Annotated in this window: 24 protein-coding genes and 1 pseudogene; 10 read left to right on the top strand and 15 right to left on the bottom strand. The window is 65.3% G+C overall.

The features are described 5' to 3' along the window. Positions 1 to 11: 11 nt before the first annotated feature. The 4 genes from AB0M24_RS24995 to AB0M24_RS24980 form a co-directional block, all read right to left on the bottom strand. Positions 12 to 818, bottom strand: a complete 807-nt coding sequence (locus AB0M24_RS24995; protein WP_363772343.1) for an ESX secretion-associated protein EspG — start codon at positions 816 to 818, stop codon at positions 12 to 14. Next, complete coding sequence (locus tag AB0M24_RS24990; protein ID WP_363772340.1) at positions 815 to 2,041, bottom strand: PPE domain-containing protein; 1,227 nt, start codon at positions 2,039 to 2,041, stop codon at positions 815 to 817. The genes AB0M24_RS24995 and AB0M24_RS24990 overlap by 4 nt, the downstream gene beginning before the upstream one ends. Before the next feature lie 14 nt (positions 2,042 to 2,055). Next, on the bottom strand, positions 2,056 to 2,430 hold the full coding sequence (locus tag AB0M24_RS24985) for a transcriptional regulator (RefSeq protein WP_363772337.1): 375 nt from the start codon (positions 2,428 to 2,430) through the stop codon (positions 2,056 to 2,058). Between the two features lie 117 nt (positions 2,431 to 2,547). Continuing rightward, a complete protein-coding gene (locus AB0M24_RS24980) occupies positions 2,548 to 3,135 on the bottom strand; it encodes a DUF3558 domain-containing protein (protein WP_363772334.1) in 588 nt (195 codons plus the stop codon). 150 nt (positions 3,136 to 3,285) lie between these two features. Between AB0M24_RS24980 and AB0M24_RS24975 the strand changes: the two genes are divergently transcribed. Then, the gene (locus AB0M24_RS24975) at positions 3,286 to 5,925 is read left to right on the top strand and encodes a glycoside hydrolase family 2 TIM barrel-domain containing protein (protein ID WP_363772332.1); all 2,640 of its coding nucleotides are present in this window, start codon (positions 3,286 to 3,288) and stop codon (positions 5,923 to 5,925) included. Between the two features lie 50 nt (positions 5,926 to 5,975). Here AB0M24_RS24975 and AB0M24_RS24970 read toward each other — a convergent pair whose 3' ends face one another. After that, positions 5,976 to 8,141: an EAL domain-containing protein gene (locus tag AB0M24_RS24970; RefSeq protein WP_363772329.1), complete on the bottom strand. Its 2,166-nt coding sequence runs from the start codon at positions 8,139 to 8,141 to the stop codon at positions 5,976 to 5,978. Between the two features lie 60 nt (positions 8,142 to 8,201). After that, entirely contained in the window at positions 8,202 to 9,014 is an 813-nt protein-coding gene (locus AB0M24_RS24965; RefSeq protein WP_363772326.1) for an SAM-dependent methyltransferase, read from the bottom strand. A 72-nt stretch (positions 9,015 to 9,086) separates the two neighbouring features. Between AB0M24_RS24965 and AB0M24_RS24960 the strand changes: the two genes are divergently transcribed. Beyond that, positions 9,087 to 10,010 carry a hypothetical protein gene (locus AB0M24_RS24960; RefSeq protein WP_363772323.1) on the top strand — a complete coding sequence of 308 codons (924 nt, stop codon included), beginning with the start codon at positions 9,087 to 9,089 and terminating at the stop codon, positions 10,008 to 10,010. A 1-nt stretch (position 10,011) separates the two neighbouring features. Next, positions 10,012 to 11,061, top strand: a complete 1,050-nt coding sequence (locus AB0M24_RS24955; protein WP_363772320.1) for a hypothetical protein — start codon at positions 10,012 to 10,014, stop codon at positions 11,059 to 11,061. Here AB0M24_RS24955 and AB0M24_RS24950 read toward each other — a convergent pair. After that, a pseudogene (locus AB0M24_RS24950) lies at positions 10,978 to 11,802 on the bottom strand (LysR family transcriptional regulator); the annotation flags it as partial. The gene AB0M24_RS24955 and the pseudogene AB0M24_RS24950 overlap by 84 nt on opposite strands. 524 nt (positions 11,803 to 12,326) lie before the next feature. On the opposite strand from AB0M24_RS24950, the gene AB0M24_RS24945 reads away from it, so the two are divergent. Further along, on the top strand, positions 12,327 to 13,820 hold the full coding sequence (locus tag AB0M24_RS24945; protein ID WP_363772317.1) for a hypothetical protein: 1,494 nt from the start codon (positions 12,327 to 12,329) through the stop codon (positions 13,818 to 13,820). Beyond that, the gene (locus AB0M24_RS24940; RefSeq protein ID WP_363772314.1) at positions 13,821 to 14,549 is read left to right on the top strand and encodes an MBL fold metallo-hydrolase; all 729 of its coding nucleotides are present in this window, start codon (positions 13,821 to 13,823) and stop codon (positions 14,547 to 14,549) included. Between the two features lie 10 nt (positions 14,550 to 14,559). On the opposite strand, the gene AB0M24_RS24935 is transcribed toward AB0M24_RS24940, so the two are convergent. The 4 genes from AB0M24_RS24935 to AB0M24_RS24920 all read right to left on the bottom strand — a co-directional run bounded on the left by AB0M24_RS24935 (position 14,560) and on the right by AB0M24_RS24920 (position 15,953). After that, the gene (locus AB0M24_RS24935) at positions 14,560 to 14,805 is read right to left on the bottom strand and encodes a hypothetical protein (protein WP_363772312.1); all 246 of its coding nucleotides are present in this window, start codon (positions 14,803 to 14,805) and stop codon (positions 14,560 to 14,562) included. A 212-nt stretch (positions 14,806 to 15,017) separates the two neighbouring features. Continuing rightward, positions 15,018 to 15,230, bottom strand: coding sequence for a hypothetical protein (locus AB0M24_RS24930; RefSeq protein WP_363772309.1), 213 nt, complete (start codon positions 15,228 to 15,230; stop codon positions 15,018 to 15,020). Beyond that, entirely contained in the window at positions 15,227 to 15,520 is a 294-nt protein-coding gene (locus AB0M24_RS24925) for a hypothetical protein (protein ID WP_363772306.1), read from the bottom strand. Before AB0M24_RS24925 ends, AB0M24_RS24930 begins: the two co-directional genes overlap by 4 nt. Next, positions 15,507 to 15,953: an Imm1 family immunity protein gene (locus AB0M24_RS24920; RefSeq protein WP_363772303.1), complete on the bottom strand. Its 447-nt coding sequence runs from the start codon at positions 15,951 to 15,953 to the stop codon at positions 15,507 to 15,509. The genes AB0M24_RS24925 and AB0M24_RS24920 overlap by 14 nt, the downstream gene beginning before the upstream one ends. 518 nt (positions 15,954 to 16,471) lie before the next feature. Here AB0M24_RS24920 and AB0M24_RS24915 point away from each other — a divergent pair. From AB0M24_RS24915 to AB0M24_RS24905, 3 genes are read left to right on the top strand one after another with little or no spacing between them, the layout of a single operon-like run. Beyond that, positions 16,472 to 16,819: a hypothetical protein gene (locus AB0M24_RS24915; protein WP_363772300.1), complete on the top strand. Its 348-nt coding sequence runs from the start codon at positions 16,472 to 16,474 to the stop codon at positions 16,817 to 16,819. Then, the gene (locus AB0M24_RS24910; protein ID WP_363772297.1) at positions 16,816 to 19,011 is read left to right on the top strand and encodes a hypothetical protein; all 2,196 of its coding nucleotides are present in this window, start codon (positions 16,816 to 16,818) and stop codon (positions 19,009 to 19,011) included. Before AB0M24_RS24915 ends, AB0M24_RS24910 begins: the two co-directional genes overlap by 4 nt. A gap of 3 nt (positions 19,012 to 19,014) precedes the next feature. Beyond that, positions 19,015 to 19,233: a hypothetical protein gene (locus AB0M24_RS24905; protein WP_363772294.1), complete on the top strand. Its 219-nt coding sequence runs from the start codon at positions 19,015 to 19,017 to the stop codon at positions 19,231 to 19,233. A gap of 322 nt (positions 19,234 to 19,555) precedes the next feature. Here the strand turns inward: AB0M24_RS24905 and AB0M24_RS24900 are convergent, their stop codons facing one another. After that, positions 19,556 to 21,100 carry a recombinase family protein gene (locus AB0M24_RS24900; protein ID WP_363772291.1) on the bottom strand — a complete coding sequence of 515 codons (1,545 nt, stop codon included), beginning with the start codon at positions 21,098 to 21,100 and terminating at the stop codon, positions 19,556 to 19,558. A gap of 145 nt (positions 21,101 to 21,245) precedes the next feature. On the opposite strand from AB0M24_RS24900, the gene AB0M24_RS24895 reads away from it, so the two are divergent. Then, a complete protein-coding gene (locus tag AB0M24_RS24895; protein WP_363772288.1) occupies positions 21,246 to 22,085 on the top strand; it encodes an aldo/keto reductase in 840 nt (279 codons plus the stop codon). Positions 22,086 to 22,127: 42 nt separating this feature from the next. Then, complete coding sequence (locus tag AB0M24_RS24890) at positions 22,128 to 22,919, top strand: lysozyme (RefSeq protein ID WP_363772285.1); 792 nt, start codon at positions 22,128 to 22,130, stop codon at positions 22,917 to 22,919. 19 nt (positions 22,920 to 22,938) lie between these two features. On the opposite strand, the gene purL is transcribed toward AB0M24_RS24890, so the two are convergent. The 3 genes from purL to purS are packed head-to-tail and all read right to left on the bottom strand — an operon-like array spanning position 22,939 to position 26,095. Continuing rightward, positions 22,939 to 25,191, bottom strand: coding sequence for a phosphoribosylformylglycinamidine synthase subunit PurL (gene purL, locus AB0M24_RS24885; protein WP_363772282.1), 2,253 nt, complete (start codon positions 25,189 to 25,191; stop codon positions 22,939 to 22,941). Beyond that, positions 25,188 to 25,859, bottom strand: coding sequence for a phosphoribosylformylglycinamidine synthase subunit PurQ (gene purQ, locus AB0M24_RS24880; protein WP_363772279.1), 672 nt, complete (start codon positions 25,857 to 25,859; stop codon positions 25,188 to 25,190). The genes purL and purQ overlap by 4 nt, the downstream gene beginning before the upstream one ends. Continuing rightward, entirely contained in the window at positions 25,856 to 26,095 is a 240-nt protein-coding gene (gene purS / locus AB0M24_RS24875; protein WP_030465889.1) for a phosphoribosylformylglycinamidine synthase subunit PurS, read from the bottom strand. Before purS ends, purQ begins: the two co-directional genes overlap by 4 nt. Between the last annotated feature and the right edge of the window lie 102 nt (positions 26,096 to 26,197).

The following is a 26,197-nucleotide window of genomic DNA, read 5'->3' as shown; positions in this document are numbered from 1 at the left end:
CAAACCAGAGATCAGGCGCCTGCGGAACGAACCGCTTCGGAGATCAGCTCGTCCACCTGGTGCATCATCCGGCGACCGTCGGTCGGGGTGAACGTGCTCCACGGCGGCTGACCGTTCGACGAACGGCGTTGCTGCAGGTAGCGACCCTCTTCGGTGTCGAAGAACGCGATCACGCGCTCGGGCCGGCAGCGCTTGCCGTACTTGTCCCGCGCGGCTGCCCCGAAGTTCCCGGTGTGCACGATCCCGGTGAACATCTTCACCAGCGCCTTGGCGTCGTCCTCGCGCAGCCCGACACCCCGGAACGCGGCCTCCATCGACTTCGGCGAGCCGTCGGTCTGGGAGATCGCTTTCTCGATGTCCTCGCTGGGCATCGTCACGGAAAGCCCTGTTCCGGCGGGGTGCGACGGCAGCACGGACAGCACCGCCGAGGCGAGTCCGGAGCCCGCCCACGGCTGGAACGTCAGCTGCGTGTCCCGCAACGTCGCCAGTGCGCCCCAGTCACCGTTCGCAACGGCGAGGACGCGCAGGCTGTGGCCGAGCCAGAGGCGGCCGTCCGCCTCCCGCTCGGGCTTCACGAACATCCGCAGCAACCCGTCCAGCTCGGACGAGAGACCGCGCGAGTTGCCCAGGCGCCGGTAGTCCAACTGCTGGTAGACGCGGTTCTCGAGCTGAATGCGCTCGTCCCGCGTCTTACCGGGCGTGGGAACTTTCAGAACGAGCGGCATCGGGCCGACGTTCATCCGTTCCCACACCACGTCGAACTCCTCGGCGGAGAGAGTGATCGGCTCCCTCTCCGCCGGTGCGCCGAACAGGCTCACTCCGAGAAGCCTCCGATGACCGGAGGCGCGACCATGCGCTCGTCGCCGAACACGTCGTCGGTCTCGACCAGGTAGTCGGCCGCCTTGTGCTCGAGGTCTTCCTCGCCCTCGCCCTTCTGGCCGTGCGCGCCACCGGCACCGGCGGCACCAGCGGCGCCACCCTTGCCACCGGTTCCGGCACCCATGGCACCGCCGCGCATGCCCTCAGGACCAGCGCCCATGCCCATGGCACCGGGCTTCATCGCGCCCTGCTGACCAGACGCGCCGAGCGAGCCGGACATCGGGCCGAACGCCTTGCCGCCACCGAGCTGACCACCGCGAACGCCACCGGGGCCACCACCGCCGCGGACACCGGTGGTGCCGCTCGTGGTCGGCCGGGTGAACACCGGACCACCGGTGACCGGGGTCGGCGTCGGAGTGGGCGTCGGGGTCGGGAGGTTCGTGGGCGGCTGGACCGGCGGCGTCGGCGTGGGCGTCGGCGGCTGCGTCCACGACGTGTGCGTGGTGTCGGTGGGCGGCGGCGTCCAGGTCTGCTGCTGGCCCGTCGTCGTCGACGTGGAGGACGTCGAGGTCGTGCCGGTGTGGCCCGACGGCGAGTACGGACCCGTGGACGTGTAGCCGACCCGCGTGTTCTCCGTGCCGGTGTTGGCCGGCGGAGGCGTGTCGATCACGACCTTCGGCGGCTCCGGGAACTCGCCGAGCGTCGAGGAGTTCCAGCGGCTGTCCGACTGGTAGTCCTCCATGACCTTGACGGCCTGGGCCGCGGCGTTGTCCGCGGCGGCTTCCTGCTTCTCGTGGTCCATCTGCTGGCCCACGACGTGCGCCATGCCGACAGGACCGGTGAGCACGCCGAGCCCGACGTCGAGGAGGCCGGGCTTCTCGGTGGTGACCGGGACGGGCTCCGGCATCTTCTTGCGCGCGTCGGCGATGAACTCGCCCTGCAGGCGCGCCGAGCTCTCCATGGTGCCGGAGCCCTTTTCGGCGAACCCGGCCCACTCGGCGAGAGGCGACAGCGCCGCGCCAGCGGCATCGGCGGCGTCGGACTCCCAGCCGGCACCCATCTTGGCGAGCGCTGCGTGGAGGTCGCCGTCGATCTGCGCGAGCGTGTCCTTGATCGTCTTCCAGCCCTGCTCCACCGGGATGGACGCGGAGACGCCGGGACCGGAGTTGATCATCTTGTAGAGCTCGGGGTGGTCGTACCCCTGGTAACGGTGGTCAGTCATCGGTCAGCCCCCTCTCAGCCCAGGTCCCGCTGGTGCTTGCCCCACATGGCCGTGTTGTCGCCCTCGACCTTGCGGTACTGCTCCTCGATCATCTTGAGCTGGTCGACCACGCCGGCGATCTGCTCGCGGTAGATCCGCAGCGCCGCGAGCGCCTTGCCGGAGGTCTGCTCGTTGAACGCCTTCGACGTCTCGCTGCTGATCGGGTCTTGTGCCCAGGGTTTCGTGGGCAGCTGGTCGAGAGCACGCTTGATCTTGGTGTCGAACTCGTCGAGCGCGTGTTGGAAGGCCTTTCTGGCCTCGGGAATGGCAGACGGGTCCACCTTCAGCTTGCGCTGACCGAACTCCGGGGGCGTGGACACGCCACCGCCACCACCATCCGCGAGATACACGGCACACCCTCCTCAGATACGGCCCCCCAGTGATGGGCCGCGTGTGCATTTGGGACGACTTTAGCTCTGATGCATGACGTGAGTGACCGGTTCCCGGTACAAGGGGAGTACTTCTACTCACTTCGTCGCGAGCGCGGTTCCCACAACTTCCGCCAGTGCGTTGACCTTCTTGCAGGCACCGTCCAATGCGGAGTCCTTGCCGAACGGTGCGTTCACCTCGACCAGCAGCAACTGCCCGTCGTGGACGTCGAGGTAGATCTCGCACTGCGGAGAGCCGGTGCCCTGCGTCTTGCCCTTGCCGAGGTAGGCGGGGTAACCGGCGACCTTGAGCTCCGTGAGTTCCCTCTCCTTGCCCTCGGTGCTCTTCAGCCTGTCCGCACCGCCGTTGACGATCGTGTTGATGCTCCAGTTGTAGGCGGTGTCCTCGTAGCCCACACCGCACGCCTTTGCACCGTCGCCGTAGTCGGCGTCCGCGGAGACCGACCCCGCACTGCGGATGCCGAGCGTCGTCTTCGCCTTGGGAGTGACCAGCGAGCAGGGGTCGAGGGTCTTCATGTCGACGGCCTTGGGCCTGTCCACGGGGGCAGAACCGGCAGAAGTTCCGGTCGTCGGTGTCGGGTTGCCCGCGGAGGGGGTTCCTTTTTCGGTTGTTGAACACCCGGTCAGGACCGCTGCCAGCACGAACGGGACGACAAGTCGACGCATGCGGGCCAACGTAGTCGATCGCCAGGCACGGAGTGTCGCGATTGATGTGTCCCGCGTCACCCATAAGGCGCATTGCCGGTGACCTCACAAAAAGGAAACCTTCTTTACGATACCCCGAAGCGCCGCCGCCCCGATGCGTCGAGGAGCGACATGCTGCGCAACCGACCACTACCGACACTGGTCGTGGCGGCAGTGGGTCTGGCCCTGTTCGTGCCAGGTACCTCAGCCAACGCGGGCCCCGTGCCCGGCACGGGAGCGGCGCTCAAGGTGGCCGCCAGCCCCGGATCCGTGTCCACCATCCCCGACTGGCGGATGCAGACTTCCAAGACCGCCACCCAGGCCGGGGACGTGATCTCCGGGACGGGCTATTCGGACTCCGGATGGCTCACCGTGCCCAAGCGGTCCACGGTCATGGCCGGACTGATCGCGAACAACAAGTACGGCGACGTCAACTACTCGGACAACCTGAAGAAGGCCCAGCGCGCCGACTTCCAGGTGCCGTGGTGGTACCGCAAGGTCTTCCAGGCCGACCCGCAGCCGGGCGTCAACACGTTCCTCAAGCTCAACGGCGGCATCATCTCCCGCGGTGAGATCTGGCTGAACGGCAAGAAGATCGCGGGCAGCGAGACGGTCGTCGGCGCCTACCCGACCTACGAGTTCAACGTCACCAGCCTGCTCAAGAAGGGTGACAACGCGCTCGCGATCAAGGCGTCCGCGGCGGACCCGGCCAAGGACCTGGTGATCCACTTCATCGACTGGTCCCAGCTCCCGCCCGACCGCAACCAGGGCATCTTCCGCGACGTCGACCTGGTCGCGAGCGGCCCGGTCTCGTTGCGCGGCCTGAACGTCACGACCGACCTGCCGCTGCCGAACCTGAACAGCGCCACGGTCACCGTGAAGGTCGACGCGCGCAACAACACTGGCAGCGCGGTCACCACGACTGTCGCCGGCAGCGCGGCAGGCCAGAACTACAGCCAGAACGTGAGCCTGGCCGCGAACGAGACCAAGACCGTCACGTTCACGCTGAACGTCACCAACCCGCAGGTCTGGTGGCCGTACCAGATGGGCGCGCAGCCGCTGTACGACGCGACGGCGACCGCGACCGTGGCGAGCGCGAAGTCGGACGAGCAGAAGACGACGTTCGGCATCCGCGAGGTCACCTCGAAGATGGTCAGCGGCAACATCCAGTACCAGATCAACGGCAAGCCGATCCTGATCCGCGGTGGCGGCTGGTCTTCCGACCTCTTCCTGCGCACCAACGTGCAGAAGATCGCCGACGAGCTGCTGCTGACGAAGTCCATGGGCCTCAACACGATCCGTCTCGAGGGCAAGCCCGAGAACGACGAGATCTACGACATGGCCGACCGCATGGGCATCCTGATCATGACGGGCTGGGAGTGCTGCTCGAAGTGGCAGGGCACCGGCAGCTTCTCCGCCGAGGACAAGCGGGTCGCCGGCGAGTCCGCCGAGGGCGAGGCCAAGCGGATTCGCAACCACCCCAGCGTGTTCACGTTCCTGATCGGCTCGGACGAGGCCCCGGTGGCCGCGGTCGAGAAGATCTACCTGGACGCGTTGAAGCGGGCGAACTGGCAGACGCCGATCGTCACCGCGGCCGCGCGCCGCAGCTCTCCGCAGCTCGGTGACTCGGGCATGAAGATGGACGGCCCGTACTGGTGGGAGCCGCCGGTCTACTGGTACAACAACCAAAAGGGCGGTTCAGCGGGCTTCGCGTCGGAGATCGGTCCCGGTCTCGCGATCCCGGAGATGGACGAGCTCAAGAAGTTCATGAGCCAGGCCGAGATCAACAAGCTGACCGACTACAACGCGTCGCAGTACCACCTGTCGCCGTCGGGCAACTTCAGCAAGATCGGCATCTGGGGCACGGCGCTCGACAACCGGTACGGCAAGCCGTCCAACGTGGACGACTTCGTCAAGAAGTCCCAGCTGCAGCAGTACGAGACGAACCGCGCGCAGTTCGAGGCGTTCGGCCGCGACTTCTCCGACACCGGCGCGAACCAGGCGCAGGGCGTCATCTACTGGATGCAGAACGACCCGTGGCCCAAGCTGTACTGGCACCTCTACAACTACAACCTCGCGACCGCGGGTTCGTACTTCGGTGCCAAGACGGCGAACAAGGCCCTGCACGCGCAGTACTCCTACGACGACAAGTCGCTCGCCGTCGTGAACATGGGTCTGCAGGCGCAGGAAGGCCTGAGCCTCCAGGTGACCGTCTTCAACTCCGACGGCACGCAGAAGGCGAACGAGACGCGTTCCGTTCCGGCCAAGGCCAACGGTTCCGTGAAGGTCGGCACCCTGCCGCAGCCGTCGGGCCTGTCCACCGCGTACTTCGTGCGGTTGCTGCTCAAGGACGCGTCCGGCAAGGAGATCGACCGCAACGTGTACTGGCTGTCCACGAAGGCGGACACGCTGAACTACAACGGTGGCGACTGGTGGTACACGCCGCAGTCCGCGTACACGGACCTGAAGTCGCTGAGCTCGTTGAAGGCTGGCCAGGTGTCGGTGTCCACTGCCACCACGCCGGGCACGGACGGCAGGCAGGCCACGCACGTGACCATCAAGAACACCGGCACTTCCGTGGCGTTCTTCCTGCGGGCGTCGCTGCGCAAGGGCACGGGTGGCGCCGAGGTGCTCCCGGTCGACTGGACGGACAACTACATCACGTTGTTCCCCGGTGAGACCCAGACGATCAGGGCCGAGTACCGCGCGTCCGACCTGGGCGGTGCCCAGCCGGTCGTGGAGGTCTCCGGCCACAACGTGAGCAAGCGCTAGTCCCTGCAACGCAAACGGCCGCCGGGGAGACCCGGCGGCCGTTTCGCGTTCTACAGGTCTCCACGCAGGAGGCTGTCGATGTTCTCGGGTGGTCCTGGCCGGGCGAAGAACCAGCCCTGGCCCGTGTCACAGCCCAGACGCAACAGGCGCGCGGACTGAGCCGGCGTCTCCACGCCCTCGGCCGTCACACCCAGACCCAGAGCGTGTGCCAGCTGCACGAGGGTGGCCACGATCTGCGAGTCGACCGGGTCTTCCTCGGTCTCGGCGCGCAGGCCCTCCATGAACGAGCCGGCGATCTTCAGCTCGTGCACGGGCAGGTGCTTGAGGTACGCCAGGTTCGAGTACCCCGTGCCGAAGTCGTCGATCGCGATGCGCACGCCCATGTCGCACAACGCCCGCAGCGCTTCGAGCGGCTCGTCGGCGGTGCCCATGATCGCCGACTCGGTGAGCTCCAGCTGCAGGTGGTGCGGCGGCAGCGCACACTCGTCGAGGATGCGCTTCACGTCGCGCACCAGCTCCGGGTCGCGCGACTGGCGCACGGCGAGGTTCACCGACACGAACGGGGCCGCGTCGCCGAACTCCTCCAGCCAGCGCCGCGCCTCCTCGCACGCCTTGCGCAGCACCCACCGTCCCAACGGGACGATCAGACCGGTCTCCTCGGCCAGCTCGATGAACCGGTCCGGCGCGAGCCGCCCGAACTCCGGGTGCTGCCAGCGCACCAACGCCTCGACGCCGGTGACCGTCGAGTCCTCCAGGCGCACCAGCGGCTGGTACTCGACGTAGAACTCGCCGCGCTCCAACGCACGGGGCATGGTGGCCGACAGCGTGAAGCGAGCCACTTCGCGGGCGTTGCGCTCCGGGTCGTACAACGCCCAGCGCGCCTTGCCGTCCGCCTTGGCCCAGTACAGCGTGATGTCCGCGTCGCGCATCAGGTCGGCCGACGTCGTGCCGGACAGCTGCCGTTCGACGATGCCGATGGACGCCGACACCGACAGCTCGTGGCCCGCGATGCGGATCGGCGCCTCCAGCTCGGTCAGCACCCGGTCCGCCACGTCGACGATGTCCTGCTCGCCGGTCGACCCCTCCACGAGGATCACGAACTCGTCGCCGCCCATGCGCGCGACGAGCTTGCCCTCGCCGGAAACGCTGTGATCAAGCCGGCGGCCGACCTCGACGAGGAGCTGATCTCCTATGTCGTGGCCCAGCGAATCGTTGATGACCTTGAAGCCGTCCAGGTCCAGATAGCAAAGGCCCGCGCGCACGTGCTTGGCCCGGTTGTTGAAGACGCGCCCGAGCCGTTCGAGGAAGAGCGCGCGGTTCGGCAGACCGGTCAGCGGGTCGTGCAACGCCTGGTAGCGCAGGCGGTTCTGCAGCAGGTGGCGATCGGTGACGTCCTCGATCATCGCGACCTGGTACTGCGGCTCGCCGTGGTCGTCGCGGACCAGCGACAACGTCAGGTGCGTCCACACCTGCTCGCCGTCGGCCCGGTGGAAGCGCTTCTCGGCGCGGTAGTGGTCGCACTCGCCCGCGATGAGCTGGTCGTAGAGCCGCCACACGCTGCCCGCGTCCTCGGGGTGCATGAGGTCGCGCACATTGTACTGGCGCATCTCCTCGACGCTGAACCCGAGCATGTCCTGCAGGGCCTGGTTGACGTCCAGTATCCGGCCCTCGATGTCCGCGATGCCGATGCCGATCGCGGCCTCGGTGAACATCGCGCGGAACCGGGCCTCCGACGCCCGCAGCATCGCTTCCGCCTGGTCGCGGGCGTCCAGGACGGCCGCCCTGATCGCCTCCTGCTCGGCGAGCGTGCGTTCCCGCAGCGCACGGGCGTAGCCGGCGGCCAGCGCGCCCTGCAGAGCCGCGAGCCGCGACAGCAGCCGTTCGTCGCCGGGGAAGCCGAGCTCGGCCAGCAGGTCGTCGCCGAGCAGCTGGATCGTGCGGCCCAGCGTGTCCGTGCCGGTGAAGTGCGCGTCGACCAGCTTCGAACCGATCTCGTAGCCGGGTGCGGTGCGGAACGGGCTGGCGAACAGGGCTTCGACGAGCGTCTCGGTGAGGTCCTGGAGGTGCTGCGCGACCTCGGCCCGCGTCATGGGCACGTAGCTCGACCCGATGACGGCCGTGGCCCAGCTGCGCGCGAACGACTCGGCTCCGGCCAGAACGGCCGGGTCCAAAGGAGAGCGGTCCTCACGCAAACGCTGGTCTACCCGTTCGGTCATCTGCTCGGCCCTAACGCCACGAACGCGCAGCATACGGGCGGTCGCCCTGCGGAGTCATCTCTAAGCCTTTCGGCCTACCGCGCCGAACCCAGGGAACCGGCTGTGCGCGGCGCCGTCGTCGTCCTGAGCCTCCGGGTGCCACGTCGGCAGGCGCGCCACACCGGGTTCCACCAGGTCGAATCCGTGGAACAACTTCGTGAACTCCGCGCTGTTGCGCAACGTCGTCCGCGTGACGCCCCGCTCGTAGACACGGCGGGCCGCGCGGATCTCCGGCGTTTCCTCGTCCGCCTCGAAGCCGGCGTGGGACAGCGCGAGGAAGCTGCCGGGAGCGAGCCGGTCGCGGTAGCCCGCGAGGATGCCCAGCGGATCGTCGTCGTCCGGGACGAAGTGCAGCAGCGCGATCATCAGCACCGCGATCGGCCGGTCGAAGTCGAGCAGGTCGTTGACCTCGGGAGAGGCGAGCACCGCCGCCGGATCGCGCACGTCGGCCTGCAGCACGCTCACCCGCGGGTTGCCGTCGAGCAGCGAGCGGCTGTGCGCGACCGCGACCGGGTCCAGGTCGACGTAGACGACCCTGGTGGCCGGGTCGACGGCCTGGGCGATCTCGTGGACGTTGCCCACCGTCGGAATGCCGGAACCCAGGTCGAGGAACTGCCGGACGCCCCTGCCCAGCAGGTAGCGCACGGCCCGCCGGAGGAACGCGCGGTGCTGGAGGGCGCCGGTGCGAACCTCGGGCATCATCTCGAGGGTCTTCTGGGCGACTTCCCGATCGGCGGCGAAGTTGTGCGCGCCACCTAACAGGTAGTCGTAGACGCGCGCGACACTCGGACGTTCCAGGTCGATGTCCCCCGGCGCCCAGTTCGGCCGCTCCACCTGCTCACCCCATCCGCGTTCGGAGCCGTTCCCGCCCATCATGCACCCGCCGCTTGGCAGAATGCCGATCTCGTGAGGTTCCTGTTAGGCGACGCCGAGCGCAAGCACCGCCGCGCCAGAAGTTTGCTGCTTCCGACCATTCTCGCGTCGGTGTGCGCGTTCGTGCTGGTCGGTGGTGTCCTGCTGCTCATCGACCCCGGCGCTCCCAAGCACGAGGCCATCAAGACCGGCGGCCTCGCGGGCGGCGCGATCGTGGCGCTCTACGCGTTGTGGCTCAACGACCGGCGCCGCAGGGTCGAGGAGGCCCGCCAGGAGCTCGAGAGCCAGCGCATCGAGCACGACAGGTCACGTGTGGCCGACGAACGGTTCGCGCGCGCTGTGGAGCTTCTGGGCCACGATGCGGCCCAGGTTCGCGTGGGCGCGATGCACGCGCTCGCCGGGCTGGCGAAGTCGCGCCCGGAGTACACGCAGACCGTGCTCGACATCCTCTGCGCCTACCTGCGCCGGCCGTACCGGCGCGTGGTGGACATCGAGGAGCTCGACGACGAGCAGAACGAGATCGAGTTGGAGGTCCGGCTCACGTCGCAGCGGCTGATCGAGGACCTGCTGCCGCGGATCGAGGAGAAGAACCCGGTCAAGTACGACCTCAACCTCACGAAGGCCCACCTGCACTACATGGACCTCTCGTACCGGCACGTCGGCGACCTCGTCCTGCGGGTCGCGCACCTCAACGAGGCCAACGCGTTTCACCACATGGTGATCCACGGCGACGTCTACCTCACCGAGGCCGAGGTCAACGGCCGCTTCTACATGCACCACACCGAGTTCCGCGGCAAGGCGTGGTTCAGCCGGTTCAAGGCGCGCGGGCTCGCGGTGATGACCGAGTCGAAGTTCCAGGCCGAGACCAAGTTCACGGGCTCGGAGTGGGCGGACGTGAAGGCCGAGGGCTGCACGTTCACGGTCACACCGGAACTGCCGGAAGCCTGGAGGAACTGACGTGAAGTGGGCACTCGCGGTGGTGATGGCCGCTGTCGTCACGGCCGCCACCTCCGTTCTGCTGTGGTGGTTCAAGGCCCCGCCGGTCGAAATCGTGAAGACCGCCGGCGTCGCGGGTGGCGCGATCGTCGCGCTGTACGCGTTGTGGCTCAACGATCGCAAGCACTTCCTGGAGAGCGAGAAGGTCGCCGACGAGCGGTTCGCACGCTCGGTCGAGCTGCTGGGCAACGAGGCCGACCAGGTGCGGGTGGGCGCGATGCACTCGTTGGCGTGGCTCGCGAAGTCGACTCCGCGCTACCGGCAGACCGTGCTCGACGTGCTGTGCGCGTACCTGCGCCGCCCGTTCGACCATCCCGCCCACCTGGCCAAGCCGGAAGACCCGGACCAGGACTTCACCGCGAAGGTGTCGCAGGAGACCAGGCTGGAGCACCAGGTGCGGCTGACCGCGCAACGGCTGATCAAGGACACGCTGTCGTGGGGGAAGAAGCGCAAGCACGAGCACTACGACCTGGACCTGACCGGCGCGAGCCTCGAGTACTTCTCGCTGGACGGCAGGCACGTCAACCGGTTCGTCGCCCGGCGCGCGCAGTTCTACGGCATCACGAACCTGCGCAACCTGCACGTGAAGCGCGTGACGCTCTTCTCCGGCGGCACCTTCCACGGCAGGTTGCAGCTGGCCAACGCGGAGTTCGAGCACGGGATCTCGTTCCAGGAGGTCGCCTTCCACGGCGAGGTGGAGCTCGGCAACGACTCGGACGGCATCTCGAAGGTCGGCAACTTCTTCCACCCGTCACCGAAACCGCCCACCGTGCAGAAGGGCGAGATGACAGTGCTGGAGGGCACCGAGTTCCGCGAGCCCGCGACCGGCTGGCGGCTAACCGGCAGCACGGAGGCGGCCGGACTTGGCCTCGCCGACCATGTCGAGCAGGACGCTCGCGGCGGCGCTGACCGTGTTGCCGGTGACCGCGACGGTCTCGGCGACGGGAAGGTCCCCGCGAAGGCCGACGAAGCACGCGTTGTCGGTCTTGACGGCGAAGGACTGCGGGACTAGCGCGACACCGAGGCCGAACCCGACGAAGTCCAGCAGCGAGTGCACGTCGTTGACCTCGACGGCGACGTGCCGCTCGACGCCGGCTGCCGCGAGGGTGCGGTCGACCTCGTCGCGCGTGCCCCAGTCGGCGTTGAAGTCGACGAACGGCAGCCCGGCGAGGTCGGCCAGCATCACGCTTTCTCTTGCAGCAAAAGGACTTCCGAGTGCGCACGCGAGCACCAGCGGCTCGGTGGCCAAAGTGGACACTCGCAGGTCGTCGGCCATCTTCGGCTGCCGGGTGACGAACGCGAGGTCGAGGCGGCCCGCGCGGACCTCCTCGACCAGCTCGGCGTTGCCGGACTGGCGCATCCTGATCTCCACGCCGGGGTGGATCTCGTGGAACCGCGCCAGCACCGCCGGCAGGTGCACCACGTGCAGGCACTGCAGGCTGCCGACGGACAACGTGCCGCGCAGCAGTCCCTGGACGGCGGCGACCGCGTCCCTGGCCGACTCGACGCTGCCCAACGCGCGACGTGCCTCGGGCAGCAACGCGCGGCCGGCCTGGGTCAGCTCGACCTGACGGGTCGTGCGCAGGAACAGCGGCGCGCCGAGCTCGACCTCCAGCGCACGGATCGACGCCGACAGACCTGACTGGGAGACGTGCATCCGGCGCGCGGCCCTCGTGAAATGGCATTCGTCGGCGACAACTACGAATCTCCTAAGTGCCTCCAGAGTAATGCCCTGACCTGCATAGATGTCCATCGGCCGCCTCCTCCTCTAGCAAATGTCCGACGCTGCCACTCGAAGCATGATCAACAGCACTTCGAACCTGGCGAGTGCGCACACGCAGAACCATCACCCCAAAGCTGAAAGCCTTGCACTGCAACAACTTTGACGCCGCAAGGGCCCAACGCAAGCCCAAGAATCAGCCAACCCCCAGGGCCCTACAGCGGTCCACTGCCGCCCCTACAGCGTAGGGGCGTAGGGCTAGCGATGTAGCGGCTCCAGACATCGCCTGAGCTGCGCTGTAGTCCCGTAGGGGGCTAGCTATGGGGTGGCACCATTCGTCTGCCTACAGCAAACCCACGTGCGTGTGGCCGCTATCCGTGCCTGCGACCCCCTACAGGCTGCAATTTGCAAGTCCACGAAACCGACGTGATCAAGGAGTAGTCTGGAGATCCGCTAGCACTCGGACCGCATGAGGTGAGAGTCCTGCCATGACCCCGAACCGTGGACGTGGCGCCTTGACCCCGAGTGAGCGCCGATGCGGAAACTGCGATACCCCCTTGGCCACGGACAACACGACTCTGATGTGCGGCCGCTGTCTCCGGGAATTTGGTGGACTTAATAAACCACCCGCCGGGTTGACAAGAGAGTTCTTTCTTACAGACGAGATGCGCGCAGCCTTCAACAGCCATCACATAGGAAGGATATTCAGGGCATATCGGCAGCACGAGCGTTTTCTGAAACTCCTCGGACGGCCCCTTAGTCAAGAAGAATTCGGCCGTTGGCTTGGATTGAGCCAGACAGCGGTCAGCAGAATCGAAGGCGTAAAGCCAGAGCAGAATCTCAAGGCCCTGCTGGAGTACGCGACGGCCTTGCACCTACCCAAAGACCTTCTGTGGTTCGATTTTCCTGGAGAAAATCGAGCTGACGTTACACTGATCGAGAACCGCAACGGTGCACGTTCCGGCTTCGGCAATGCAGTTTCCAAACCTCAACCCGACTGGCTAGAACCTGCCTACGAGTTTGCGGTCGCCGATCACAGGGCAACCTCCGACGTTCAGTTTGTACGACTTGCGGCACAAGAGTCCGTCAACTACGGATTGAGGCATCCTGTGACCGAACTTCATTATTCGACTCTTGACCAGATCGAGGACGAAGTAAGGAAGCTTGCTTTCGACTTCATCTCGAAAGATCCGCTTGAAACCTTCAATCGGAGCCGTCAGCTACGCAACGACATCTTCATCTTGCTGGAGAGCAAACGTCTACCTAGCCAAGAACAACAATTGTATGCGTATGGAGCACGAACGCTCGGCTATCTAGCGGGCGCATCGAGCGACTTCTACGGGCTATATGAAGCTGCTGCGGATCAGCTCAGACTAGCGAGACAATTCGCCGATGCCTCAGAATTCGCAGAGCTTCGATCATGGGTCCTCAGCCTTCAATCGGCAAATACCTTTTGGATGAAGGACTGGCTTAAGGCTGCCACGTTCGCAGAGCGCGCTCTAGCCGTTGCAGTAACAAAATCCGGCTTCATGCGAGCAACTTCGATGAGGGTGCGCGCGCTGGCACGACTGGGCGACAAAGAAGGCCTTCATGCAGCCATAGAGCGAGCAGAGGCCAACCCGATTGAGGGAGCCAAAGAAGAAGAACGGGGGATGATCTTGTTCTCCGAGCCGAATCACCTCCGCTGCATCGGAACTGCCTATCTGTGGGCGGGCGAGTACAGCCGGGCGCGAGAAAAGTTGACACAAGCACTGTCGCGCTACCTGACTGAATCACCCGAACATTTCGCCAATATTGCAGTGATTCGGGCAGACATCGCCGCTTCCGCTTTGCATGAAAATGACGTCGTCAGCGCGGCACAGTCGATCGCACCTCTGTTTGAGATTGCACCTACCTACAGGGTCGAAGGCGCTATACGCAGGCTCCGCGACATGCAAAAGCAACTCCAAAATGAAGTGTTCGCTCGATCGCAGCCTGCCGTTGACCTTCAGCAGAAGATCTCGACCTTCTTGGGCGACACCGCTCCAAAGCCAGAACCCGAAGGCGACTAGATGAAGCTGACCATTCTTGGGTCTGCGACGCCTTTCCCCCGTCGCGATAGCCCGTGCTCGGGCTACCTCTTGTCTGACAATGAATCGACCATCCTCCTCGATTGCGGATCGGGCGTTTTCGCCGCCTTGCTTGAGTGCGTTGACCCGAACGAACTTTCAGGTGTTTGGATTTCCCATTTGCATCCGGACCACTTCGCCGACTTGCCCGCACTCGCAAACTGGGCAATGAACACGCCCAACGCCAAGAAGATTTCTATACTCGGCCCTGAGGGCTGGGACCTCAGGATGAACTACTTCCTGTCAGGTGAGGCAGACAGCGATGTCTGTAGCTCACTATTCACCATCGGCCATATCTCAGACGGCCAGATCACAAAGCTCGGCGGATTCAATGTCCATAGCCGCGCAGTTCACCATTCCGTGACTGCCTTTGGTGTACGGATCACTCGCGCCGATAAGTCGTTCGCATACTCGGGTGACACTGGACCATGTGATGCATTGAAGGACTTGGCGTCAGAAGCCGACCTGTTTCTCTGTGAGGCCGGGGCCGAAAGCCACTCCGAGTACCATTTGACCCCTCAACAGGCGTACGACACAGCAATTGGCGCTGATGCAAGAGCGTTGATTCTAACGCACATCCCCGGCCGCCCCGTAGGGTTTCAGTATCCGTGGCCCGACTCTATACCCGTCAGATTGGCAGAGCCGGGCCTGCAACAGGTCATCGGAGAATGAATGGCGCACCTCATTCCTGCTCCGTGCCACCTTTGAGTACATCAGCCTCGGCAAGATACAGGCGGCCGAGATCCGTGAGCAACACGCCAAGTTCCCGAAAATACTCCGCTCGCACTGGGTCTGAAACCAGTCCGCATGTGCGCATCAGACGCATTGCAAGCATTTCATCAAACTGGGGATGAGTTTTAACAACCTCACGTGCCAACCGTTCCAGCGAAACGCGCAGCAAGTCTTCAGTCAGAACTTCAGCAGCCACGAATATATCTCCTCCCACTCTACTGGTGTTGTATTTCCGTACAGACTCCACCGATCGGGCAGAGTTTGCACGTAAGGGATCGCCGCTCGATCAGCGGCAGCAAGACGGCTGCGTGGGGCTGCTTCTTTCGCTTCGTCTTGTGGAACCGCGCGAAGCGGCAAACCGCGAGCAATACGGCGGTCAGCAGGACAAAACAGATGAAGTCAATGAGATCAGGCTTCACGCTTCCCCCCTCCTGGCAAGGGTTTAGTCGACGTGTGATTGACACGTCGCTGATGCAACAACTCCGAGCGCTGTTCGTCGGTCAGCGACAGCCACACATTTCCTGCGTTGTCCATTTCCGCAGTCGGTACAAACTTACCGGCAGGCTCAACCGTCATGACTTCCTCTTGCGGCATCTCAGGGGTGGCGTTCTGGTCGCTCATACCGTGTCGCCGTCGGTTCGAGCGCACGGACGTTCCTGTTGCACAGCAACGGTTTCGGCGTCGACAGGCCACATGCGAGCCGATCGTTCGCAGGCACTCATCGCGGTGAGCAGGTGGCCTGTGTTGGTGATGGAGACGTGGTACTCGGCAAGCCGGACACTGTTCGCGGTGAGGAATTCCACGGTGACGATGGCAGGTCCGACGCAGCTGAGCCGCATGGTGATTCGGTTGCCGTAGTTGTCGACCGCAGGAATGTCGTAGACGTGGGCGTGGTGGTCAGTACTCGTCATAGGGCACCCATTCGATGCACGTGGGGCGTGAGCGGGTTGTCAGCCACTCCGTCAACGCGGCACGTGCGAGAGAAATCGGGATCAGTGCGGAGCGCGGGAATATCGCTCTGGTGTCGCCGTTGAAAACCAGGTCAATAGCGGGGCTGCTACCGTCCGGGTTGTGGGAGTTGGCAATGGATAAGGCGGGGTCGTCGTGGTCGGTATAGCTCAAGGCGGCGACACCGTTTTTCGGTGAAACGCTGACCCTGAGTTGATGGTTGGGGTAAGGCCCCGATCGATCGCGGTAGAACTCGACATCCCCGACCGCGAGAAGCGTTTCCCACCCCAAGTGTTCGGTATCCAGTATCTCTTCTATCAGCTGCTCACATTCGATGATTCCGTGTGCCGAACGGCCTATCTGCGTACTGAGGATCGCCGTCACAATCATCGACATTCGGTCACAATCTCATCGCGCCTCTGCATACTTGTGCGGTCACGTGTGCGACCAACCAGACCGATTAGCCCACCAGCAGTTAGCGGGGTCTATGACAGTTTGCGGGTAGCGTTACCCGCAATCCCGCATATCCGCAGGTCACGGCCACTCTGCGGGGGATAGCCTGCGTGTTCACGCTCACTCCTCAGGGCGAACGACCAGCGCTAGACGAAGAGTATTGAGGAATGGAAGTGCCCAACCCTCGGCCGCAGGGGTGTTTACGCAGCTCAGGCGCGGTGTAGACACGTGACAGAGATCAACATACCGATCCAGCATATTGAGCTTGATTTACCCAACTTTTGTATGTCGATCATGACGCGCGAGCGCCTGACCTGAGGATATTCGGGGAAGCGCATAGCGTATGCGGGATCTGTCATAGATGTTCCTTTTGGCGGGCGGCTTACTTGAGTCGTCGCCCTGCACCAAGGCGGGGCACGGCTCTCACAAGAGAGTCGCCGCTAAGAGATTGGGTTTACCTCATGTTCGAAACTCCAGAACAGATGCAGAACCGCTTGTTCCACCTGGCATGGCTGGGCGAAGAACTCCCGACCATCGCGGCAGAGCGCGATGGCGGTTGGATTTACCGGCAAATCGCCAGGGAAGCGGCGGCGGTGCTCGCCGTCGCAACGCAGTACGTCAGTGAGCACGAAATGGCGCGAGTGTTCATGGACGCTCGCGGAACGCTCTCGTCCGGCTCGCCCGAGGAACAGTCGCGGGACGCGGTGCGGGCGGCGTGGCTGGACACCGACGCGGTGACCAGCTCCCCGAGCTCGATTCCCGAACCGCGAACACAGGCACACGCGATTCGCGTGGACGGTGGCCGATGAACGTGCGTGATGTGATGCGGACGTGGGCAGCGCGGGTGCGCGCAACCCGGCTCGGATGGTTGAGCGCGGTCACGGTTGTGGTTGATGCGGCCGTGGCGTGGTGGGTCGAGCGCGTGCTGTGCTCGCCCGCCTACCTCGTTGTGTCAGCCCGCACGCGGAGAAGCGTTGCGGCGCTTGCGGATTGGCGCGTCTGGCCTGTGCTGGAAGGCCTGCTGCGCCGAACCGTGCGAGCCGTGTGGCGGGTCGCTGGCCCGCCCGTGCGGGACGCGGCCGGTTGGCTGCGGTATCGCGCGGCGGGCGCGGCCTGGCGGGGCGTGTGCTGGGTGGCGCGCCGTGCGCCGCGCTGGGCCTGGCGGGTGACCGTTGACGCTTTGGTGGGCGCGTGGTGGGTGCTCTCGCGCACCGTGCGGTGGGCGTCGGCGCACTCGTCCTACGCGGCGTTGGTCAAGCAGATGGACGACGACCAGCGTCACGGGACCGCGAAGCGGTTGCGTGAGGAGTGGGCGCGTCTGGCCGTGCTGCGGACGGTGCTCGTACTGATCACGGCCGTGGTCATGACGCTGCTCGTGACCGGGGCTGCGAGCAAGATCGGGAACGCTACCGCGGTCGCGATCATGGTTGGCCTGTTTTCGCTGGTAGGACGGGGTGTTCACCCTCGGCCGGCGGCTGTTGATCATGACCTCGATCTGATCGTCCACAGTGGTCCGGACGAACCGTTTCCGATCGCTGACGCGCACACCCGCGCGGAGGCTGCTGACGCCGTGGCGCGGGCGCTGAAGACCGAAGGTGTGGATCTTCGGATGGTCGGGGAAGCGGTGCGGCAGGCGTGGGGGTGGGAAGTCCCGGTGATCTTGCGCCGGGGCACCCCGAGTCAGGTGGTCGACAAGTTGGCCGCGCTGGAAACCACGCTCGATCTCCCTGCGGGCGGGGCGATGGCGTCCCCGGACCGCACCCGCCGCGCCCGGGTGGTGATCCGGCTGGCCGAACGGGACCCGTTCACGGGTCTTGCGTCGGCACCCGCGCGGGCGGCGTTGCCGCTGGTGTCGCGCTCGATCACCGACCGGTTACACGTCGGTTCGGTGATCACCGGAGAGCCGTTGGCGCTCGGGTTGCTCGGGGTGCACGGGGTCGTGATCGGTGACACCGGTTCGGGCAAGTCCTCGACCCTGTGCACGCTGGCTGACGCGGTCACCGACTGCGCGGACGCGACCGTGTGGGATCTCGATCCCGCAGGGACCGGGCTGGACGTGCTAGGCGACTCGATCGAACGCTCGGAACGCAGCCGTGCGGGCATTGAGGACGCTCTCGCGGACGCGCTCGCTCTGGCGGAGGTCAGGCCGCATCTGTTGCGGGACATGGGAATGCCGGGGCGTGAGTGGGTGCCCTCACCCGAGCATCCGGCGGTGATCGTATTCGTGGACGAGTACAGCCGATTGTCCAACGCTGCCAAGGAAATGGCGGTGGAGTTGCTCCGCATCGGACGTAAGGCGCGGGTGTCTCTTCTGCTGGCCGCGACCGAGGCGACGTCGGACACGCTCGGGGACGCGATCGCCGACACCACGGCGCTCAAGATCCTGCACGCGTGTCGGCACGCGGACGTCCGGTTGGTACTCGGCCCGTCGATGCTCGGGGAGGGGTGGCGGCCAGACCGGTTGAACCCGGCCTCTGCCGACAGCCCCGAGGATGCCGGGTGCGGGTACGTCTACGCCCCGCACTACCGCGACCCCGTGCTGTCGAAGTTCCGGCCCGTGTCCGATGAGGACACCAGCGACCGGGCGCGGCAGCGCGCACCGCACCGCCCGCGTGTGGACGCGGTGTCGTGGGAGGCGGCACGGAAACGTCGTCACGCCAACGGTTCTGTGCCCGTGCAGGGTCGCTCTGGTGGGGGTCGACACCGTGTCGTGCCCGCGCTGCCTTCTCCGCGTGGCGGGGAGCCTGCCGGGCTGGACCGGATGGCGGTCGCCGACGTGCTGGCCGCGTTCGGTGACAACGACCGCGTGTGGACCGTGGACCTGTTGGCTCGGCTTGCCGAGCGGCACGACCGGTACGCGGACTGGACACCGGAAGACCTGGCGGACGCGTTGCGGCCTCTGGGGCTCTCTCCGGCCCAGATCAGGCAGGACGGGCGCAACCGGCAGGGCTACCACCGCCAGGCCGTCAGCGACGCTCTCAGCCGCGCGGAGAGGGGGTGACACATGACCACCACTCAAACCGTGACCGTGGCCGTCCCGCTGATCCTGGCGCTGGTGATCTTCTACGCCGTCAAGCACGGCAAGCAGAAGATCCTTTCGGTGGTGCTCGGTTTCGCACTGGGAGTGAGCCTCGCTCCAACCGGGATCGCTGGACAGATCGGTCGCACGATAAACGCAGTAATCGTGTCGGGGATCACCGCCCTATCCGGGCTGTTCGGATGACAGGCAGCAACCCGAAAGGAGGTGATGACCATACGATGAATACACCGGACGCGAACGGCCAATTGGGAGGTGACACCAACTCAGTAAGCACAGCTGCACAGGAAGACAACGAAAGCGAGAAGCAGGATGATGAAGCGATCACTATCCCAACACCAAGGCAATGGGCGCAGCAGCAACTCGCAAACGCTCCCGCCAGGTCGAGAGAGTGGGCGCGATCCGTAGCAGCCGTCTACGGAATAACCCTCCCGAAGTGACCGCACTGCCCACACGAAGCGGGGGCGACCGGAGTCTCTCCGGTCACCCCCGCTTCCCATATCAATAGTCAGACGTCCCCTTCTACCTTCCAGACCGGTTCGATCAGATTCGGATCAAATCGCTTACCCTTTCCTGCGGGTTTTATGATGACTGCCGTCAAGCTAGTCGCAATCGCGGCCTGTTTCTGCTCCAAGCTGAAAGTTGGCTTCTCCCACTCTGCTGCCAGGTTGGAGACCGTCAATTTCCGGCCCTCACGCCGCCGCTCGTACTTGCGTTGTTCACTGCGCAGTTCGGCTAGCACTGCTTCCATCCTGGCGATACTCGGGAAGTAGCTTTCCGCCTTGTAGGTTCCGGCTTCGTACTGGCGAGTGGATTCATCCATTCGCTCTTTAAGGTCAGTGAGATCTTTCTGCTTTGGCCACGGCGGAAGGTCCTCAACCTTGGACGATGCGACCCGTTCGTGGTCAGCGATGACCAGGGCCGTCACATACTCGTCCACAGGCGCGGCGAGTCGCGCCACTGACCCGCATCCGCCCTGATTCCTTCCAAGACAGCGGTAGAACTTTTCTTTCTCACGTTTGCGGTTCGTTCGCGATGAGCCGACCATCCGGGCCATACATGCCCCACACCGCACGAATGGTGACAGCAACGTATTCGTTCGCCACCCGCTACCCTTGGCGCCCAACCGTGACCGCTCGTTCGGTTGCGCAGGAATCCACGCAGCTACCGTTTTTGCGAACTCCTCGTCAGTCATGACCGGTTGCCAACGACCACGGACGGGCAGTCCGTGGTCGTCATACAGGATCTCATCCAGATAGGTCCTGATTCCGCACATGCGCGGATTCAAATACATGTTCCGGATCGTGGCTGCCCGCCACGGTCCACCCCCGACAGTCTTGATGCCTCGCTCGTTCCATTCCAGCGCAAGTCCCAACGGTGTCAGTGCACCCGCCCAGATTCGCGGTAGTGGCGCTCGGAGATGTTCGTATTCACGCTTGTTCAGCGTCTCTCGATCCTGGCGCCATCCGTACGCGCGCTTCGGCCCGCCGTTCTTACCGCCCTTCATTGCGGTCTTCCGCTTTCCCTCCACCACACGGCGGGAGGTGTTACGAGACTCCTCGTTGCGTTGCTGGACCGAGCGGCGAGCGCTAGCGATTCCTTCGTCAGTAGATAGGTCGATGTTTCCCGTCATTGAACGCACGTATACGCCGTACAGCTCAACCGCGTCGATCACGTCCTCAAGCAAACGCGGATCACGGGTCGCACGGTCGATGTCCACGACCGCAAGTGCATTGCACTCGCCACGTCGCAATGACGTCAAAATGGATTCCCAATCGGGCCGCACAACTCGGTATCCATAAGTACCGTCCGGAAGCAGCACGCGACGCCGCTTGAATGACGACGTGTTCGGCTCTAGAACCTCGCGCTCAATTCGGCCACCAATGCCCAGAGCGAACTTCCTGAGGTCCTCGATCTGGACTTCAACCTTGGAGTCCTGCTCAGGATCGCCCGGCCTGGTCCTCGACTCACGAGCAGACAGGACCCAAACTAGCTGGTCAGGGGCGGTCTCCATGAGAGTCCGGCCCATCGCTCGACGCGGCATCGCACCCATGCACCGCAGTATGCATCAGAAGATTGTCAGCTACCGCGAGGAAGTACTCCAGCTGTCTGAGTTCCACGATTCATCACCCGCAGTGCTCAATGGGATCACTTCTTTGCGTTGGACAGCTTAATCGAGGTGGGCCAGAGTGGAGGTCATGCAGAAGCGTCGTATCGGAGAAGTCGAGGTCAGCGCCATCGGTCTGGGCGGCATGCCCGTCTCCATCCAGGGGAGGCCGGACCGCGCGCAGGCGATCGAGACCATTCACGCCGCACTCGACGCGGGCGTGACCTTCATCGACACCGCCGACGCCTACTCACTCGACGACAGCGACTTCGGGCACAACGAGTCGTTGATCGCGGAGGCGTTGCGAGGTCGTTCGGAAGAGGTGTTCGTCGCCACCAAGGGCGGCCACACCCGCGTTCCCGGCGGTGGCTGGGCTCTCAACGGCACCCGCGAGTACCTGCTGAACGCCGTCGACGGCTCGTTGCAGCGGCTCGGGGTCGACCAGATCTTCCTGTACCAGTTCCACCGGCCGGACCCGAAGACGCCGATCGCCGAGTCCGTCGGTGCGCTGAAGGAGCTGCTGGACAACGGCAAGATCCGCTACGCCGGTGTCTCGAACTTCAACCCGGACGAGATCGTGCTGGCCAACGACATCCTGGACGGGCGGCTGACGGCCGTGCAGAACCAGTTCTCGCCGTCGTTCCGGTCGAGCGAGCCGGAGCTCGAGCTGTGCGACAAGCTCGGCATCGCGTTCCTGCCGTGGAGCCCGTTCGGCGGCATCAGCAAGGCGGGTGCGTTGAGCGGTCCGTTCAAGGAGATCGGCGACGCGCACGGCGTGAGCGCGCACCAGGTGTGCCTCGCGTGGATGCTGGCGAAGTCCGAAGTGGTAGTCCCCATTCCGGGTGCTTCTCGACCGGCGAGCATCCAGGATTCGGCCCAGGCCACCCACCTGGAGTTGACCAAGGAGGAGTTGACCCGCCTGGACGGGTGACCCCAGTGGCAAATCAGGACAAATGGTCGCACGATCTAGTCCATGCGGACCTTGATCAGCATCGTGGCGATCGTCGCCGGTATGACACCGGCACCCGCGTCCGCGGCGCCCTTGCCAGAGGGTTCCGCGGACCACTTCGCGGGGTCTCAGATCCTGAAGCACGAAGGCCTCGGTGACCTGCGGGCGGAAGAAGACCCGCCCACCGAAGGCAAAGTGCCCGGCATGGACGTCAGCAGCCATCAGGGCGACGTCGACTGGAAGTCCTCTTGGGACAAAGGCGCCCGGTTCGCCTACGTCAAGGCGACCGAGGGAACCCACTACCGGAACCCGAAGTTCACCCAGCAGTACAACGGTTCCTACGACGTCGGCATGATCCGGGGCGCGTACCACTTCGCGCTGCCCGACCGCTCCGACGGCGTGGCGCAGGCGAACTTCTTCGTCAACAACGGCGGTGGCTGGTCACCCGACGGCCGCACGCTGCCGCCCGCGCTGGACATGGAGTACAACCCGTACGGCGACACCTGCTACAAGATGGACCAGGCTGCGATGACGGCGTGGGTGAAGGCGTTCAGCGACAGGGTTTTCGCGCTCACCAAACGGCATCCGGCGATCTACACGTCCACGAGCTGGTGGAACAAGTGCGTCGGCGGCTCGGTGAAGTTCGGCGACAACAACCCGTTGTGGGTGGCGCACTACAACTCGAAGCTGGGGCCGCTGCCTCTGGGTTTCGAGTTCCACACCATCTGGCAGTGGCAGGCCGCCGGGAACTTCCCCGGCGACCAGAACCTGTTCAACGGCAAGTTCGACCAGCTGCAGCGCATCGCCGCCAGTTGACGGCGATGCGCTCCGGCTCCTAGTCGAACAGGGCAGGGAGGGTGCCCTCCCAGGCTTCGCGCAGCTCGTCGAGCGGCACTTCGCCGAGGCCCTGGATCTCCAGCGCGTTCGACTCCGGGTCGACGACACCGACCTTGCGCCACGGCAGGCGGCGCGCGGTGCACATGTCGGTGAAGCGCTGCTCCTCGGTGCGCGGCACGGCGACCAGCACGCGGCCGGCGGACTCGCTGAACAGCTCGGTGAACAGGTCTCCCTGCAGGAACACCCGCGCGCCGACCTCGCCGATCAGGCACGTCTCGACCAACGTCTGCGCGAGACCACCCTCGGACAGGTCGTGCGCCGCCGAGACCATGCCGTCGCGCGAGCCCGCGACGAGGACCTGGCCGAGCAGCTTCTCGCGCTGGAGATCGACCTTCGGCGGCAGACCGCCGAGGTGACCGTGCACGTGGTGGGCCCACTCGGAGCCGCCGAACTCTTCGTGCGTCTCGCCGAGCAGCAGCAGCGTCTCGCCGGCCTCCGCGCCGATCCCGGTGGGGATGCGGCGGCGGACGTCGTCGATCACGCCCAGCACGCCCACGACCGGCGTCGGCAGGATCGCCGTGGTGCCGGTCTGGTTGTAGAAGCTGACGTTGCCGCCGGTCACCGGGATGCCCAGCTCCGCGCAGCCGTCCGCGAGGCCTTTCACGGCCTGCTCGAACTGCCACATGACACCGGGGTCCTCCGGCGAGCCGAAGTTGAGGCAGTTGGTGACCGCGACGGGCGTGGCACCGGTGGCCGCGACGTTGCGGTACGCCTCGGCGAGCGCCAGTTTCGCGCCCTCGTACGGGTCGAGCTTGGTGTAGCGGCCGTTGCAGTCCGTCGAGAGAGCGACACCGCGGCCGGTCTCCTCGTCGATCCGGATCATGCCGCCGTCGCTCGGCTGCGCGAGAACCGTGCCGCCGCGGACGTACCGGTCGTACTGCTCGGTGACCCACTTCTTGGAGGCCAGGTTGGGGCTGGCCGCCATGATCTTGATGAGCTCGAGGACGTTCGCGGGCCTGGGAAGGCTGTCCGGCGTGTTCGCCTGCAGCTCGTCCTGGTCCGCTGGGCGCTGGATCGGCCTGTTGTAGACCGGGCCCTCGTGGGCGACGGTGCGCGGCGGCACGTCCACGACGACCTCGTCGTGGTACGTGATCACCAGGCGGTCGCCGTCGGTCACCTCACCGATCTCGGTGGCGATGACGTCCCACTTCCTGCAGACCTCCATGAACGCGTCGACGTTCTCCGGCTCGACGACCGCGCACATGCGTTCCTGGGACTCGCTGGAGAGGATCTCGGCCGGGGTCATGCCCGTCGCCCGGAGCGGGACCCGGTCGAGCCACACGTGCATGCCGCCGTCACCCGCGGAAGCGAGCTCGCTCGTGGCGCAGGACAGGCCCGCGCCGCCGAGGTCCTGGATGCCGACGACGATGCCCTTCTCGAAGAGCTCCAGCGAGCACTCGATCAGGACCTTCTCCGTGAACGGGTCGCCGACCTGGACACTTGGCAGCTTCTTGCGCTTGCCGGCGTCGCCGTCGAACGTCTCGCTGGCCAGGACGCTGACTCCGCCGATGCCGTCGAGACCGGTGCGCGCGCCGTACAGGATGACCTTGTTGCCGGTGCCCGACGCGTGCGCGAGGTGCAGGTCCTCGATCTTCATGGCACCCACGCACAGGGCGTTGACCAGCGGGTTGCCCTGGTACGACTCGTCGAACACGACCTCACCGCCGATGTTCGGCAGGCCGAGGCAGTTCCCGTAGCCGCCGACGCCCGCGACGATGCCGGGCAGGACTCGCTTCGTGTCCTCCGCGTCGGGCTTGCCGAACCGCAGCGGGTCCATCACCGCGAGCGGCCGCGCACCCATGGCGAGGATGTCCCTGACGATGCCGCCCACACCCGTCGCGGCGCCCTGGTAGGGCTCGACGTACGACGGGTGGTTGTGGCTCTCTGCCTTGAACGTGACGGCCCAGCCGCCGCCGATGTCGACGACGCCGGCGTTCTCGCCGATGCCCGCGAGCATCTTCGCGCGCATCTCGTCGGTCGTGGTCTCGCCGAAGTACTTCAGGTGCACCTTGGACGACTTGTACGAGCAGTGCTCGCTCCACATGACCGAGTACATCGCCAGCTCGGCGTCGGTGGGGCGTCGCTTCAGGATCTCCCTGATGCGCTGGTACTCGTCGTCCTTCAGGCCCAGCTCCTGGTAGGGCTGCTCCTGGTCGGGCGTGGCTTCCGCGTTCTTGACGGTGTCGATCATGCCTTCACCACCGTGTCGAGAAGCGACAGGAACATGCCCAGTCCGTCGTCCGTGGGCCCGGTGAGCGCGTCGATGGCGTGCTCGGGGTGCGGCATGAGGCCGACGACGTTGCCCTTGGCGTTCGTGATGCCGGCGATGTCGTTGCGGCTGCCGTTGGGGTTCTCGCCGACGTACCGGAAGACGACTCTTCCGTCGCCTTCGAGCTCGTCGAGAGTGTTTTGATCAGCCTGGTAGCTGCCCTCGCCGTTCTTGATCGGCACGAGGATCTCGGCGCTCCGGTCGTACCGGGAGGTCCACGCCGTGGTGTTGTTCTCGACCTTGAGCCACTGGTCGCGGCACACGAAGTGCAGCTTGTGGTTGCGGATGAGCGCACCCGGCAGCAGGTGGGCCTCGGTGAGGATCTGGAAACCGTTGCAGATGCCCAGAACCGGCATCCCCTTGTGCGCGGCCTCGATCACTTCCTGCATGACCGGCGCGAACCGGGCGATGGCACCGGACCGCAGGTAGTCGCCGTAGGAGAACCCACCGGGCACGATGACCGCGTCTACTTCTTTGAGGTCGTGATCGCCGTGCCAGAGCGGCACAGCCTCCCCGTCGGCGTACTTGACGGCGCGCATCGCGTCCGTGTCGTCGAGTGTGCCGGGGAAGGTGATGACACCGACCCTCATGCCTCGACCCTGCGCACGGTCCAGTCCTCGATCACGGGGTTGGCGAGGAAGGTCTCAGCGATCTTGGCGAGCGTGGCGTCGTCGACGTCGTCGGCGACCTCCAGCTCGAAGTGCTTGCCCTGGCGGACGGCGGTGATGCCGTCGAAGCCAAGACGCGGCAGCGCGTTCGCCACCGCCTGGCCTTGCGGGTCGAGAATTTCGGGCTTCGGCATGACGTCGACGACGACTCGGGCCACGACAGACTGCTCCCGGGTTTGAGGGGCTGGCGGTACCACCGGACCCTACCTGACCTGGGGGTTCATCTCGCCGACACGTGGTCGGGGGCACATCTTCATCGA

Source organism: Lentzea sp. NPDC051838, assembly GCF_040681245.1.
GTDB lineage: Bacteria > Actinomycetota > Actinomycetes > Mycobacteriales > Pseudonocardiaceae > Lentzea.
Note: the sequence above shows the minus strand (reverse complement) of the source record. Positions and strands in the feature narration are given on the sequence as shown.

Bases quoted from the DNA above. Each gene is read 5' to 3' on its own strand.
- AB0M24_RS24990 (WP_363772340.1), bottom strand. From the start codon at position 2,041: ATGACTGACCACCGTTACCAGGGGTACGACCACCCCGAGCTCTACAAG.
- AB0M24_RS24980 (WP_363772334.1), bottom strand. From the start codon at position 3,135: ATGCGTCGACTTGTCGTCCCGTTCGTGCTGGCAGCGGTCCTGACCGGG.
- AB0M24_RS24975 (WP_363772332.1), top strand. From the start codon at position 3,286: ATGCTGCGCAACCGACCACTACCGACACTGGTCGTGGCGGCAGTGGGT.
- AB0M24_RS24970 (WP_363772329.1), bottom strand. From the start codon at position 8,141: ATGACCGAACGGGTAGACCAGCGTTTGCGTGAGGACCGCTCTCCTTTG.
- AB0M24_RS24940 (WP_363772314.1), top strand. From the start codon at position 13,821: ATGAAGCTGACCATTCTTGGGTCTGCGACGCCTTTCCCCCGTCGCGAT.
- AB0M24_RS24930 (WP_363772309.1), bottom strand. From the start codon at position 15,230: ATGAGCGACCAGAACGCCACCCCTGAGATGCCGCAAGAGGAAGTCATG.
- AB0M24_RS24925 (WP_363772306.1), bottom strand. From the start codon at position 15,520: ATGACGAGTACTGACCACCACGCCCACGTCTACGACATTCCTGCGGTC.
- AB0M24_RS24920 (WP_363772303.1), bottom strand. From the start codon at position 15,953: ATGTCGATGATTGTGACGGCGATCCTCAGTACGCAGATAGGCCGTTCG.
- AB0M24_RS24915 (WP_363772300.1), top strand. From the start codon at position 16,472: ATGTTCGAAACTCCAGAACAGATGCAGAACCGCTTGTTCCACCTGGCA.
- AB0M24_RS24910 (WP_363772297.1), top strand. From the start codon at position 16,816: ATGAACGTGCGTGATGTGATGCGGACGTGGGCAGCGCGGGTGCGCGCA.
- AB0M24_RS24905 (WP_363772294.1), top strand. From the start codon at position 19,015: ATGACCACCACTCAAACCGTGACCGTGGCCGTCCCGCTGATCCTGGCG.
- AB0M24_RS24900 (WP_363772291.1), bottom strand. From the start codon at position 21,100: ATGGGTGCGATGCCGCGTCGAGCGATGGGCCGGACTCTCATGGAGACC.
- AB0M24_RS24895 (WP_363772288.1), top strand. From the start codon at position 21,246: ATGCAGAAGCGTCGTATCGGAGAAGTCGAGGTCAGCGCCATCGGTCTG.
- AB0M24_RS24890 (WP_363772285.1), top strand. From the start codon at position 22,128: ATGCGGACCTTGATCAGCATCGTGGCGATCGTCGCCGGTATGACACCG.
- purL (WP_363772282.1), bottom strand. From the start codon at position 25,191: ATGATCGACACCGTCAAGAACGCGGAAGCCACGCCCGACCAGGAGCAG.
- purQ (WP_363772279.1), bottom strand. From the start codon at position 25,859: ATGAGGGTCGGTGTCATCACCTTCCCCGGCACACTCGACGACACGGAC.